This window comes from Pseudomonas sp. MAG733B (genome assembly GCF_036884845.1).
GTDB lineage: Bacteria > Pseudomonadota > Gammaproteobacteria > Pseudomonadales > Pseudomonadaceae > Aquipseudomonas.
The window spans coordinates 3,726,312-3,740,585 of sequence record NZ_CP145732.1; the positions used below are offsets into that span (position 1 = coordinate 3,726,312).

General features: G+C 54.2%; 7 protein-coding genes. 4 read left to right on the forward strand and 3 right to left on the reverse strand.

Annotated features, from left to right (window positions below):
- Positions 1 to 127: 127 nt before the first annotated feature.
- The 3 genes from V6Z53_RS17215 to V6Z53_RS17225 all read right to left on the reverse strand — a co-directional run bounded on the left by V6Z53_RS17215 (position 128) and on the right by V6Z53_RS17225 (position 7,895).
- The gene (locus V6Z53_RS17215; protein WP_338580801.1) at positions 128 to 2,413 is read right to left on the reverse strand and encodes a hypothetical protein; all 2,286 of its coding nucleotides are present in this window, start codon (positions 2,411 to 2,413) and stop codon (positions 128 to 130) included.
- Positions 2,414 to 2,506: 93 nt separating this feature from the next.
- Positions 2,507 to 7,387, reverse strand: coding sequence for a hypothetical protein (locus V6Z53_RS17220; RefSeq protein WP_338580802.1), 4,881 nt, complete (start codon positions 7,385 to 7,387; stop codon positions 2,507 to 2,509).
- A 145-nt stretch (positions 7,388 to 7,532) separates the two neighbouring features.
- Positions 7,533 to 7,895 carry a response regulator gene (locus V6Z53_RS17225; RefSeq protein ID WP_338580803.1) on the reverse strand — a complete coding sequence of 121 codons (363 nt, stop codon included), beginning with the start codon at positions 7,893 to 7,895 and terminating at the stop codon, positions 7,533 to 7,535.
- A gap of 248 nt (positions 7,896 to 8,143) precedes the next feature.
- Here V6Z53_RS17225 and V6Z53_RS17230 point away from each other — a divergent pair, with 248 nt between their 5' ends.
- From V6Z53_RS17230 to V6Z53_RS17245, 4 genes are read left to right on the forward strand one after another with little or no spacing between them, the layout of a single operon-like run.
- The gene (locus V6Z53_RS17230) at positions 8,144 to 11,635 is read left to right on the forward strand and encodes a response regulator (RefSeq protein ID WP_338580804.1); all 3,492 of its coding nucleotides are present in this window, start codon (positions 8,144 to 8,146) and stop codon (positions 11,633 to 11,635) included.
- Positions 11,635 to 12,462: a protein-glutamate O-methyltransferase CheR gene (locus tag V6Z53_RS17235; protein ID WP_338580806.1), complete on the forward strand. Its 828-nt coding sequence runs from the start codon at positions 11,635 to 11,637 to the stop codon at positions 12,460 to 12,462. The genes V6Z53_RS17230 and V6Z53_RS17235 overlap by 1 nt, the downstream gene beginning before the upstream one ends.
- On the forward strand, positions 12,459 to 13,052 hold the full coding sequence (locus V6Z53_RS17240; RefSeq protein WP_338580807.1) for a chemotaxis protein CheB: 594 nt from the start codon (positions 12,459 to 12,461) through the stop codon (positions 13,050 to 13,052). Before V6Z53_RS17235 ends, V6Z53_RS17240 begins: the two co-directional genes overlap by 4 nt.
- Positions 13,046 to 14,227 carry a hybrid sensor histidine kinase/response regulator gene (locus V6Z53_RS17245; RefSeq protein ID WP_338580808.1) on the forward strand — a complete coding sequence of 394 codons (1,182 nt, stop codon included), beginning with the start codon at positions 13,046 to 13,048 and terminating at the stop codon, positions 14,225 to 14,227. The genes V6Z53_RS17240 and V6Z53_RS17245 overlap by 7 nt, the downstream gene beginning before the upstream one ends.
- The last annotated feature ends 47 nt before the right edge of the window (positions 14,228 to 14,274 follow it).

A 14,274-nucleotide genomic window follows, 5' to 3' on the forward strand; every position in this document is an offset into this window, starting at 1 on the left:
AGATACAAACAGGACAGTAAGGAAAAGGATGAACGAGGCGGGATTAGAACATTAATTACAGGCTGGCGCCCTGATCAGGGGCGCCATGTATCTGGCATCGGAATCCGACGCCGCTTTTTACGGTCAATCAGGACATCGGAGTTTTTTCTGCATTGAGAATATCGTTGATCCACTCAGCATCTGTTGGACTCTCCCAGACCATAGGTCCGTTGGGATCAAGCGAATCAGGTGCCAACAGCATTTTTCCTTCCGTTTTCCATGCCATCATTTCTAAATCAAGCCGTCTGGTAAATAAGTTTGCGGGACAACTGAATCCTCCCCACGGGTCCACGACCCAGGCATTTTCGAAAGCAGGCTCGCTGAAGTCGACGGTTTTGGTAATCGTCCCACGAGGCACGCCTACCACAGTGAACGTATGGCCCGGCATTTGCCAAATTTCGGCAATACCTCCACTCTCATCAATGATTTTTTTGGCAGTCCAGGCCACCTGGTCACAGTTTCCCGCGCCTGTCCTTAATATCAGATCCGCAGCTTCTGGTGAGTCGATCCTTTTATAGGACCATATCACCACAGGCTCGGCGAGCACCTGACGCCTCATATCTATCGGATCGTTTGCAACAACCTTATTGGCCGATCCCAGACCCGTCGCCTCGAACTGGGCATCTACTTTGGATTTTGCCGCTTCGGCATAGAACTTGTTTTGATCCGCGGCTGAAAGCAGGTTGAAGCTGGGGGGCTTGGTAATCGGTTCTACTTTTATGGCTTGGACGGCAACTTCGACGTTTCTTCCTTTGCCTTGATTCCATACTGCAAGAACGAATTCACGTTTCTTTTCATCCGTAAGTAGTGCGACTTTTGCCTTCAAATCTTCGATTTTTTGCAACGTGTAATCTTTATAGTGCACGAGATCCATATAAATGGAATCCAGTGGAGGCAATGCGACAAAATGATTGTTGATCGGTTGACCCACTGCTTTGAGGTATTGGTCTTTTAGTTTGCCATGTTGTTTTATCAGGCCGCTATCGAGGGAATCAGCGAAGCGAAAATCTAGCTTTTTGAGTACAAAGTTGTTGACGGTCGCGGTATCGTATTCGCAATAGTAAAAAAGCCCGGCGTCTGACTCCACGACCAAATAGGTTTTCATTCCCCCGTTCTGGTGGTCGTAATTGACCAGAAAACCTCTGGCGTCTCGTTGGTCTTCTATTCCATGGACAATCCCGTCGATCCTGACCACTCGGGTCTTGCTTTCAAGCTGGGCATCAACTTGTTTTGACGGCAGCCCAAAATGTTGGTCATTGATAATGCTGCCTTTTGTTGTGGATCTGAACAGCAAAGGTTGTGTCAATGGTGATGGAACAAGCTTTTGAGTATTTCCGTTGTCAACGATGGTAAATACCCGGCGTTCATGGACCACCTTACGAATTCCGCCAGATGCTGCACGCGATGGATGCAAACGCTTGTGTTCGATGGATTGCAGTTGTTTCTCTGCGCGGGTTCGTCGGTTCTGGATTATTTTCGAAAAGCAAGGATGAGGGCTACGCTTGGCTCTGTTTCCTATACTGCAAACATCTTCAAAATCTGCCAGTTCTTTGTTGTACGTGGGCGACGTTAAGGCTTCGAGTACAGTTGGTCGAGCCGGATCAAAGCGATAAACCTTATCTCCGACTACTACATCGGTGAATAACGAGCGCTGAATCGCGTGCGAGTTTTCGTTAAAGAGGGGGGAGTTGGCGAAGGCGGTTGAACCATCACTGAACGTTGTCCGCTCCAGTGCAATGGAACTATCGGGTATGAAGTTTTCAAGAGGAGGGCCGTACGGGCGATTAGCGGCCTCGTCAAAGGCATACCATTTACCCTCCTTGAACAACGCTTTGACGTTCTCGGTCTGCCCAGCAACTCGACTTATGTCGACCACGCCTTTGGCGATGTCCGCTCGCTTTAACAGGAAAGCCGGGTCAATGCTGCTTAGACCATAAAGACTCTTGAGCCGGTCGATACCTTTGTCAACAGCGCTGTAAGCTTTCGTGCCTAGTTTGCATACCGCGTTTGCTCCGCCTTTGAACAAATCAACAACCCCGTCGAGAGGGTTTGAGGCGGTGACGACAGTTTTGCCAGCAATCCAAGTCATTTTCATGGCTTTAGGAATGAGCGGGGCACCTGATTTCATGACAGTTCCGATTTTGCCGGCAGCACCGAAACCGGGTACGACGAACCCGCAGGTATCCAAAAGAAAGTCCAGGACTGCGGCCCCGGTATTGCCTGTCTGGATATTCTCAATCATGGATTTAAAAGGCACCAGCGATCCGATGAAGTCCATTGCCTGTTTTGTATATGCCTCCTGTTCTTCCGAAACAGTCATTCCTTTCGCTAATTCATGTAACTTTTCTTTCCCGGTGATGAAATGTTCTTCCACGACGACTTTGGCGATATCTCCAATATGAGAGGCAGGTGAGAACGCATTGGATGGCGAGCTGAAATCATAGTTAGGCCCATAGAGCGTGGCCTGCTACCTTACGGGCTTGATTTCATCTATGATGATGTTTGAAACTGCACCGTCTCGTGGAGCTGTTCCGTTGTTATAGGCGCTCCAATCAAAGGGCTGCGAGGTTGCAGCTTGATATTTAATTGGTGGAAAGAAGTCGTGTGAGGTTTTTAGCTTTCCACCCAGCTTCAGTGGTTCCGTCAGATCCCGCTTTCGGATCTGTGCCGATGAAGGGAATACTTCGTACCATGTTACTTTTTCTTGAAACTCCGATCGTATCAAAATGCCGTGGCGGCCCTTGCTATTATCTAAAGTTTCTTTGTTTTTCCAGCCAGGAGCAACATCAATCTCACTTCTAAGTGAATAATATTTTTGCTTTCCGTATTCAAGGCTTTGCCTATCTTCTAATGGTAGTTGCGAAACCAGATATTTAAAAATTGACTCGGACCCGGTACGCAATTGGGTAAAATATTCATCAAAACTTTTGGTAAACAAATCGCCGACGTTTTTCAGCTCTCTGAGCTTGCTCTCTACCATATCGATGGATAATTGCGGATTCGACGACTGCCATTCGCCAACTGCCAACTTTCCGGTGATGTAGAGATCCGCCAGCGAATAGCCGAATTGCGGCATGGGCGAACCCGTCGCCCTGAAACACGGATCCAGAAAGGGCAAGCCTGCACCGAAAACCCTGGTCAGTTCAGCCAGTCCCAGGCTTTCTCGTGTTGGAACGGGAGCTGAAAGATAGGCCTTGGCCCGTGCGAGTGCTTCGCGGGTCGCCTGGAGCTTTTCAAGGGCAATTTCCAATTGTTGTTGTGTATAGGTTTCGTTGGCATTGCGTGCGATGACACCATGGGCAATCGCCCAATCAATTACCGGATTCGCGGTTAACATCTGCACCGCGATGTCCTGGCCGACGGTAATAGCGGACGTGTTGGCGTATTCCATGACTTGCCCAAAAGTCATCTTGGCGGACGCACCCGGTGCCAGTTGTTCTATACGCGCTACACCGATGCGCAGCATTACCCAGGTATGGGAACTACAGACCAGGTTGTCTGGCAGGTTTTTGACCAAAAACTCTGGTGCTAGACCGGCAAGCAAGACCCGCGCTAAGGCTGGCGCAGTTCCGGCACCGGCCTTACCCGTCCTAATAAGGTGTTTTTCTAGCTCGCTGATCACCTCCGAGGGTTTTGCTGACCAATTCGCCTCTTGGGTCAGGTGATATCCCGCAACGTGATTGCGCTGCTGGCCGTATGCGGGGTCCAAGAAACGTAGCAGCGCCGCCAGCAGCAAATCAGCGCCACTGGTTTGTGTCGTTATGACGTTGAGCTTTGACTCAAGCCTTTTTCCCAGTTCTCTCCCTATATCAGACTCAATCGCGAGCTCCAGACCTTTCTCGGGGGGAGATGTTGTCAACAATTTAACAAAATCCCTGGCTTGAACTTCGGCTAGAAAGGTTTTGAATTCACTGTCAAGAGCATCTAGGTCCGCGGGCTTCAATGGGATCGGATAGGACAGGGCGCCCTGAAAATTACCGTATTTTGGGCTTTCAGGAATAGACGTGGTCAATACATCAACCAGATTGCGTACATCGGCGACGGTCTTCGGAACTATCCAACCCATGGCGTTGATATAGCGATGGGCACTGACCATACGTCTGGATTCGATTGGGTACTTGGCCGCGAACAAGGAGTTTGGTGCGGCAGATATAGCAAGGCTGTCGAGATCCACCGGTTCGTTATCGGGTTTGCTTTTAACGAGATCATTCAAGGCTAATACCAATCCATGATTGGTATAAACGTCTGCGATGTGTTGTTTTTGGGCTTCAACAGCTGCTTCTGATCTTTGCTCTAGCAATTCCGCAGGCACTGTTGCAGAAAATACTGGAGTGTTTTTCAGCTCGGTTGAACGTCGTAGCGCTTCGCTCCTGCTTGCTGGCAATTGCTCTGCATAAAAGCCTGCGACCAATGCAATTGGAACTCGTGAGCCAGAAGGGGACGGAATACTGTCTGCGGTTGAACTGATGACTTTTGCCGCTTTGAGTATATCTCCAGCAACGCTGGCCCAGGCGGTATCATTTAGAGTAAACCCGACCCTGCCACGCTCAGTCTGCCCGGAGATGCTGTTCGATTCCGGGTGAACCTTAACGGTCGAAAGATCCAGCCCTGCTGCATGAGCCCAATCCATAAAGAATGGGTCCCTGAGTGCACTCGCATAATTCAACCAGCATTGACCGAACGTGGAGTGCGTCGGGACAGAAACCTCCAGCGTGGTGCGGCTGGCATCTGCGTCGGTGAAGCTCGCTAACGCCTGGGCGTAGCTAGTCGCTAATTGCCTGTCACCGTTAGACCGCGAAGCATCAGTCCACCCGGCACTGCGTCTGCTGCGCAGCAAGCGGACGACGTCTTGAGCAGTACGCAATTCTGCATCTACTGGCGTGTCGATGTCGTCGTCAACTTCAATGACGGGACGGCGCAGTTCATCCATCGTTGCAAGAAATTGATAAAGGGTTAGCTCCATATCAGAGGCGTTTTGTTCGACATCGCCAGTCAGCGGACGCGCCTCGGCATCGGCTGCATCGCGCTTGACCCTTGGCGAGGCGGACTGAGCGACGTCCTGCGGCCCATGGGTTTGCGCCTCTGCCTCCTGAATCAGTTCGGCATAGGTTCTTGCAGGTTCTTTTGTGCTGTGTTGCTCCAGCAGAGTTTCGATGTTTTGCAGTAATTGAGTGTCGGCGAGCAAGTTGTGCTCGGTGGATTGGTACATTAACTCGAGGATGGACGTTAAAAGAGTTGGTTGGCCCTTTGCGACAGGGGTATCAAGGATTTCCTCGATTTTATCCTCGATCAGCTCTTGGTGAAGGGCAAGGCTTTCTTTGGGGATGAGGTCATCGGCGGGCGCATTTGTGGATATCGGTCCGGTTGACTCAGGCCCTTCGGAGGTTGGCGTTTCTGCGGTCTCGGTAGTTGTGTTGGGTAGCACCGGCTCAGGCAAATTGGGTGCCTGTCCTGCATACCGTTGGTTCAGGTGGTTATAGAGTGCGATTGATCCCGCAATGAGTGCAGCTGTCGAGACGGAGATTGTGCCTGTTCGAAAAGGATGCTCTGTGGCTTGTCGATATGCGGCACTGCCAGCCGCGGTCATGTAGCTGCCTGCTAGCGCAGTCATGCCGGATAATGTCTCGTAAATCCTTGGGCCAATCGTCTCCCACCATCCTGCGGGGGGGGCATGCGGCTCACCTTTCTCTGCCTTTTCAAGTAAAGCCTGAAGGTCATCTAACGGAATATCGGCAGCAGCGGCCTCCGGAAACCTCAGTATATTGTCGATTCGATGCAAAATATCTTGAACTGAATGTACCCACTGGGTCAGCGAAGCTTCCGTCGAGAGCGCCGATGCAGGTTCAGGAGGTGTCGCACTCGAGGTTCCAGCACCGATTGTGTTTTCTGAATGAGTTGCGGGCTGGCGTTTCTCCGAAGAGGCAAACGTGGACTCCGGCAAAATTCTGATTTCAGGGCCGATCGAACCCATGCCTGAATGTAGGGGGGCTTGCGTACCTGCACTGATTTTGAAGTCCGAGTCAGCTCCAGTGTTGGGTTTTACAAGCGGCGCCGCGTTGTACGTTGGATAAGCCGGATTAAAGCTGGTACCTGGCCGTTTCGATTGGGTACCAATTCTCTTCGGTGCAAGAGTGGAGGGTTTTTCAATCGTCATATCTGGCATCAGGGCTGTCAGCACACTTGCAGCATGGAGCAGATAAGTACCCATTGCCCATTTGCTGTCAGGAGGAACAGGGCCCCGAATGTCGACTTCGTTATAAAAACGGGAGCTTTTTTCGATAATGTCCATCTCCGCCAGGAGCTGCGATTGCGGCGGGCGCTGAACCTTATTTGCGGTAGTCGACTTAGCCTTGATGCCAAACTCAAAATCATATGCGACCGCAACTGCGGAGTTCTCAACTCCCCCGAGGCCCGTGGGCTCTGGCCGAGTATCGACAACCTCAATCGCCTTTAACCGCTCGCTGAGCTTCTGCGCCTTTTCCAGAAAGCTCTTTGGCCAACGTTTACGCTCATTGGGACGGGGTTCTTCCATGGCTTCAACAGAACTGGCTATCAGCGACTGGGCTTCTTGCGGTGATGGCCGGACATGAATGAAGTCTTCGAGCTGCCCCAAAAAGTCGTTGAGCTCTTCATCGCTCGAAATGCGAACATATGTACGCATTTGCTGCGTGAAATCGCGCACCGCCTTCCACGTGTCATCATCGAGCAGTTCCCCCGCGGAAATTTTCTGATCACGCACAACAATTGATAGTGTCAATTGCGACTGGATAAGTCCCGTGACCCCCTCACCTGTACTACCGCTAGGAAATTTGACGTTCTCCCCGAAACTGTTCGCCCAGCGCTCAGGTGGCAGGTGACAGATAATTTCCACGAACTCGCGTAACTGTTCCGGTTTGAGCCCGTCCAGCGGCTTGATCGAGCGCATCATCGCCTTGACGAAGAGTGGAGTCAGCACTTTGCCGGTGTCAGTTTGCAAGATGCCGGATTTAAGCACCGCTAACGCATCGTCTTCCGAGACAGCGCCGTTTCGCAGTCGGTTCTCGAGTGATGACCATGCCTTTTCCAGAGACGGTTGATTGGATATAGAGCCTTCTTTTTTAAGACGATCGGGGAGATCTTTGCTTTCCGGGAGTCCGGTGTACACCGGGCATGGAATGGGTAGTTCAGGATTCCGAGGATGGCGGTCTACAGACGCGAGTTGATTCGGAACTGCATAAAACGGACTAGACGCCTGGTTGTTACGCGCACTTGCATCGGACAGTCGATTTTTGGCTTGAGATGTAGCTTGATTGAAAATCGTGGCTGTACGTGACGTTGATGCAGTAGCGGTGGCATTGACGGGGGGCATGTAGACTCTTCCATACGCAAAATGAAGGAAACTCCCGACTCCCTATAAAGGGAGCCAAGGCACCTGGCGCAGAAAGATAAGCGATCCATTTTTTTGAATAGTGATGGAAATCTCTGGAGTTTATCGGGGATCAGACAGGTATTTGTTAATTGCCAAGAATACCTTTGACCTTATCCCGCAACTGATCAATCGAGAACGGTTTGCCAATCAGATACATACCTTCAGGCACATCAATACTTTCGGCATAGCCACTGGCAAACAGGATCGGCAGCGCAGGGCGCAACTTACGTGCCTCAATCGCCAGCTCCCGCCCGTCCATGATCGGCAAACCAACATCGGTCATCATCAGGTCAATGTGCTGATCAACGTCGTTGAGAATTTTCAGCGCCTGCTCGCCGCCGTCAGCCTCCAGCACATTGAACTCCAGTTCCTCCAGCACATCGACAATCAGCATGCGCACGATGGCGTCGTCTTCGACGACCAGGATGGTGGAGGCGTTGGTGGACATAGTGGGGGTCTCAATTTGGATGGGCGGTTGCCGGTCGATCGAAATCGCCGGCCCTCTTGCATGAGTAAGTGGCGGATCCCGACAAGTTCCCAACGCGCTATAAAAAGAATAGAGAGAAGGATAACCGCTCCTTCGGCACGGGAGCAGCTGAATGTAGGACTTCGCGCGTAAACGCGTGAGAAAATTGGATCAATGCGCCAGTTTTGGGGCAAACTCCTTGGTTTTCACCCGTTCAACAAGGCCTGATTATGACCACCGCGTCTTCGGTTGATGAGCAACGATTCCGTAAACTCCTGAGCCGCAACATCAGCCTGCCGCTGGGTGTCGGCGTGATCAGTGCGGTTTTTTTCGTGTCGCTGATTACTTATTTGCTGTCGACGATCCAGTGGGTCGAGCACACAGACCGGGTGATCAATAATGCCAATGAGGCGGTCAAGCTGACCGTCGACCTGGAAACCGGTATGCGCGGCTTCCTGCTCAGCGGCGACGACAAGTTTCTCGAACCCTACGAAACGGCCAAGCCGCGGATCGACGTCGTACTCAATACCTTGCTCGAACTGACCGCCGATAACCCGGCGCAGACCGACCGTTTGCACCGACTACAGGCCTTGCAGCAGGAGTGGGCCGCTTACGCGCAAACCATGATCGACTTGCAGCGCACCAGCGGCGATTATCGCGGCGCGGTCAGGGCCGGGAAAGGCAAGCGCCTGACCGACGAGGTGCGCAAGCAGTTCGAAGACGTGATCGACATGGAGCAACAGTTGCGTGCTACGCGCAACGAGGAAGTGCGCCGCACCACGGTCTGGAGCATCACCCTTTACCTGTTGTTCATCGTTGCTATCAGCGGCTTGCTGGCTTATGTCGGTCGTCGCGATCTGGTCAATCTGTCGCAACAGTACAGCGCCAACCTCGCCAAGCAACAGGCCAGTGCCGAGCGACTGGAACGTCAGGCCTGGCTGCGCAATGGCCAGACTGAACTGGCTGAACAAGTGCTGGGGCAGTTGTCGCTCAACCTGTTGGGACGCAACATCCTGCAATTCTGCGCGCAGTACCTGGGCAGCGCCGTGGCTGCGATTTATGTCCGCGAGGAACATGGCGGCCTGAGGCGCGTAGCGTCTTACGGTCTGTCCCGTGAGCAGGAGGCGGTTGAACAACATATCTACAGTGAAGAAGGCATCGTCGGCCAGGTCGCGCAACAGGCGCGGCTGATTCGCCTGGATAGCGTTCCGAGCGATTACTTCAAGGTCAGTTCCGGCCTCGGCGAAGGTTTGCCGGCCAGTGTGCTGGTGGTGCCGACCAGCGACGATGACCGGGTCAATGGCGTCATCGAGCTGGGTTTCCTGCGTCCATTGGACGAGCGTGACATTGAGCTGCTGGAACTAATTGCCGGTAACATCGGCACGTCCATCGAAGCGGCGCGCTATCGCCAGCGCTTGCAGGAAGTGCTGGCCGAAACCCAGCAGCTCAACGAAGAGTTGCAGGTCCAGCAGGAAGAACTCAAGACTGCCAACGAAGAGCTCGAAGAGCAGTCACGGATTCTCAAGGAGTCCCAGGCGCATCTGGAAACCCAGCAGGTCGAGTTGGAGCAGACCAATGAGCAATTGGCCGAACAGGCCGAGGTGTTGGCCGAGCAACGCGATGCCATGGACCTGAAGAACACCGAACTCAATCAGGCCCAAACTCAGCTCGAGGAGCGCGCCGAAGAGTTGCAGCGCTCCAGCAAGTACAAGTCCGAATTCCTCGCCAACATGTCCCACGAACTGCGCACACCGCTGAACAGTTCGTTGATCCTGGCCAAGTTGCTCGCGGAGAACCCTCAGGAAAACCTCAGCGCCGAACAGGTCAAGTTTGCCGAGTCGATCTACTCCGCCGGCAATGACCTGCTCAACCTGATTAACGACATTCTGGACATTTCCAAGGTCGAGGCCGGCAAGTTGGAAATCCGTCCGGAAAACACCAGCGTGGCGCGTCTGGTGGATGGTTTTCGCGGGATGTTCCAGCCATTGGCAGAAGACAAGCAACTGAACTTCCAGATCGAGTTGCAGGAAGGCTCACCGGCGATGATGTTCACTGATCGCCAGCGTCTGGAGCAGGTGATCAAGAACCTGTTGTCCAACGCGGTGAAGTTCACCGAAAAGGGCAAAGTCAGTCTGAGCGTTGCCACAGCGCCGAACGACGGCATTGCCTTCATCGTCCGCGATTCCGGCATTGGCATTGCCGATGATCAGCAGGAAAGTATTTTCGAAGCCTTCCGCCAGGCCGACGGCACCACCAATCGCCGTTATGGCGGCACGGGGCTGGGCCTGTCGATTTCCCGTGACCTTGCGGCGTTGCTCGGCGGCTCGATCAGCGTGTCCAGCACGCCGGGGCAGGGCAGTGTGTTTACCCTGGTGTTGCCGCAACAATATGTAGAGCCGGGCGAAGGCCCGATTGAGCCGATGCGTTCGCTGCCGGCGGCACCCGCGCCGAGCGTTGTCGCTACGCAGTTGAAACCATTGATCGCCGAAGTCGATATCCCGCGTTTCAACGATGACCGCGCCAAGGCACCGTTTGGCACGCGCTGCATTCTGGTGGTGGAAGACGAACCCAACTTCGCACACATCCTCTACGACCTCGCCCATGAATTGGGTTACCACTGCCTGGTGGCCCACGGCGCCGACGAAGGTTACGACCTGGCCCGGCAGTTCATTCCCGACGCCATCCTGCTGGACATGCGTCTGCCGGATCATTCCGGGTTGACCGTGCTGCAACGCCTGAAGGAACACGCCGAAACCCGACACATCCCCGTGCATGTGATTTCGGTCGAAGATCGAGTGGAAGCGGCGATGCACATGGGCGCCATCGGTTACGCGGTCAAGCCGACCACCCGTGAAGAACTCAAGGATGTATTTGCGCGCCTGGAAGCCAAATTGACCCAGAAGGTCAAGCGCGTACTGCTGGTGGAAGACGACGATTTGCAGCGCGACAGCATTTCACGCTTGATCGGCGACGACGACATCGAAATCACCGCCGTCGGTTTCGCACAAGAGGCGCTGGACCTGCTGCGCACCACGATCTTCGATTGCATGATCATCGACCTCAAGCTGCCGGACATGCTCGGCAACGACCTGCTCAAACGCATGGCCACCGAAGAAATCTGCTCGTTCCCGCCGGTCATCGTCTACACCGGACGCAACCTGACCCGCGATGAAGAAGCCGAACTGCGCAAGTATTCACGCTCGATCATCATCAAGGGCGCACGTTCGCCCGAGCGTTTGCTGGATGAGGTGACACTCTTTCTGCACAAAGTCGAATCCCGGTTGTCCCATGAGCGTCAGAAGATGCTCAAGACCGCGCGCAGCCGCGACAAGGTCTTCGAGGGACGCAAGGTGCTGCTGGTGGACGACGATGTGCGCAACATCTTCGCCCTCACCAGTGCGCTGGAGCAAAAGGGTGCAGTCGTGGTCATCGGCCGGAACGGTCGGGAAGCGATTGATCGATTGAATGAAGTAGAAGACATCGATCTGGTGTTGATGGACGTGATGATGCCGGAGATGGATGGTTTCGAAGCCACCATCGAGATCCGCAAGGACCCGCGCTGGCGCAAGCTGCCGATCATTGCGGTGACGGCCAAGGCCATGAAGGATGATCAGGAGCGCTGCCTGCAGGCGGGCGCCAATGACTACCTGGCCAAGCCCATCGACCTGGATCGCCTGTTTTCACTGATTCGTGTGTGGTTACCGAAAATGGAACGTATCTAGTGGAGAGCAATCTGACTCGCAATAGTGAGATCGAACTGCGGTTGCTGATCGAGGCGATCTACCTCAAGTACAGCTACGATTTTCGCGATTACTCCGGCGCGTCGATCAAGCGTCGGGTGGGTCATGCGCTGAGCCAGTTCGAGTGCAATACCATCTCGGCCCTGCAGGAAAAAGTCCTGCATGACCCGACTGCGTTCATGCAGCTGCTGCAATTGCTGACGATCCCGGTCAGCGAGATGTTCCGCGACCCTTCGCACTTCCTGGCGATACGCCGCGAGGTAGTGCCGCTGCTCAAGACTTATCCGTCGATCAAGATCTGGATTGCCGGTTGCAGCACCGGTGAAGAGGTCTATTCGATGGCGATCCTGCTGCGTGAAGAGGGCCTGCTCGAGCGCACGATCATCTACGCCACCGATATCAATCCGCGCTCGCTGGAGAAAGCCAAGCAAGGGATTTTCTCGATGGAGAATGTCCGCGCCTACACTTCCAATTACCAGCAGGCCGGTGGCCAGCGGTCGTTCGCCGACTACTACACGGCGGCTTACGGTTACGCGATTTTCGACAAGTCGTTGTGCGAAAACGTGACCTTCGCCGATCACAGCCTGGCAACCGACAGCGTATTTTCAGAAACTCAATTAATTTCGTGTCGTAACGTATTGATTTATTTCAATAAAAAACTTCAGGATCGTGCGTTTGGTTTGTTTCACGAATCACTATGCCATCGTGGATTCCTGGTGCTGGGCAGCAAGGAAACCCCGGATTTTTCGGCTTTCGGCAATCAGTTCGAGCCGTTGGTCAAACAAGAACGGATCTACCGCAAAACATGAACAGTGCAACAGCTTTGCCTTCCATAGAAGCGATCGTGATCGGTGCCTCCGCCGGTGGCGTAGAGGCGCTGCTCAATATCCTGGGCCGGCTGCGAGAAGGTTTCGCGTTGCCGATCATCGTTGTCCTGCATTTGCCGAACGAGCGCCGCAGCCAGTTGGCACAAGTCTTCTCCCGGCGCGTGGCCCTGCCGGTGCTGGAGGCCAGCGACAAAACGTCGATTGAAGCCGGAACACTGTATTTCGCGGCGCCCGGTTATCACTTGTCGGTGGAGCAGGACCGCAGTTTTTCCTTGAGCCTGGAGGACCGCGTGCATTATTCGCGGCCCGCCATCGACTACCTGTTCGAATCAGCCGCCGACGCCTACGGCTCGCGCCTGGCCGCCGTGTTGCTGACCGGCGCCAATCGCGATGGCGCCTTTGGCCTGGCGCAGGTCAAGCGGCATGGCGGCCTGACCATCGTGCAGGACCCCAACGAAGCTCAGGTCGCGACCATGCCGCAGGCAGCGCTGGACATCCAGCAGCCTGACCGCATTCTCTCAATCAACGACATTGGCAGTTTGCTTGTCGAGCTGGAACAAATCGCATGCTAAGTAATATCCCGGCCAAACTGCTGATCGTCGACGATCTGCCGGAGAACCTGTTGGCACTTGAAGCGCTGATCAAGCGCGAAGACCGCATCGTGTACAAGGCGCAATCGGCCGACGAAGCCTTGTCGCTGTTGCTGCAACACGAATTCGCCATGGCCATTCTCGATGTGCAGATGCCCGGCATGAACGGCTTTGAACTGGCCGAGTTGATGCGTGGCACGGAAAAGACCAAGAACATCCCGATCGTGTTCGTCAGCGCCGCCGGCCGCGAGCTGAACTATGCGTTCAAGGGCTATGAAAGCGGTGCTGTGGACTTTCTGCACAAGCCGCTGGATATCCATGCGGTCAAGAGCAAGGTCAACGTGTTCGTCGAGTTGTACCGCCAGAGCAAGGCCATGAAACAGCAGGTCGAAGCCTTGGAGCAGAGCCGCCGCGAGCAAGAAGAATTGCTCAAGCAATTGCAGAGCACCCAGCTTGAACTGCAGCAGGCCGTGCGCATGCGCGATGACTTCATGTCCATCGTCGCCCACGAAGTGCGCACGCCGCTCAATGGCCTGATTCTCGAAACCCAATTGCGCAAGATGCACCTGGCGCGGGACAACGCCGCCGCGTTCAGCCTCGACAAAATGCACGCCATGGTCGATCGCGACGAACGGCAGATCAAAAGCCTGATCCGCCTGATCGAAGACATGCTCGATGTGTCGCGCATTCGCACCGGCAAGTTGTCGATCCGGCCGACGCTGTTCGACCTGTCGACGCTGGTGCGTGGCTTGTTACAGAATTTTGCCCAACAGATCGAGGCCGCCGAAGCCTCCGTTTCCCTCGATGCCGGGCAACCGGTAATCGGCAACTGGGATGAATTCCGCATTGAACAGGTGATTTCCAACCTGCTGACCAACGCCTTGCGTTACGGTGCCAAGAGCCCGATCAACGTGAAGGTGTACAGTGAAAACGGCGAGGCGCGGGTCGAGGTCCGGGATTTCGGGATCGGCATCAGCGAAGAAAACCAGCAGCGGATTTTCCAGCAGTTCGAGCGGGTGTCGGCCAAACACGCGGTCGCCGGGCTGGGCCTTGGATTGTTTATTTCCGAACAGATTGTCACCGCCCATGGCGGTACCATTACCGTCGACAGCCGGATTGGCGAAGGCGCCCTGTTTCGCGTTTGTCTGCCGCTGTAGGAAAACAGCCCGATAAACGCAACCTCTGATCGACCCCACGGTCGTAT

Coding starts and splice junctions, on each gene's coding strand:
- V6Z53_RS17220 (WP_338580802.1), bottom strand. CDS start 7,387: ATGCCCCCCGTCAATGCCACCGCTACTGCATCAACGTCACGTACAGCC.
- V6Z53_RS17225 (WP_338580803.1), bottom strand. CDS start 7,895: ATGTCCACCAACGCCTCCACCATCCTGGTCGTCGAAGACGACGCCATC.
- V6Z53_RS17230 (WP_338580804.1), top strand. CDS start 8,144: ATGACCACCGCGTCTTCGGTTGATGAGCAACGATTCCGTAAACTCCTG.
- V6Z53_RS17240 (WP_338580807.1), top strand. CDS start 12,459: ATGAACAGTGCAACAGCTTTGCCTTCCATAGAAGCGATCGTGATCGGT.
- V6Z53_RS17245 (WP_338580808.1), top strand. CDS start 13,046: ATGCTAAGTAATATCCCGGCCAAACTGCTGATCGTCGACGATCTGCCG.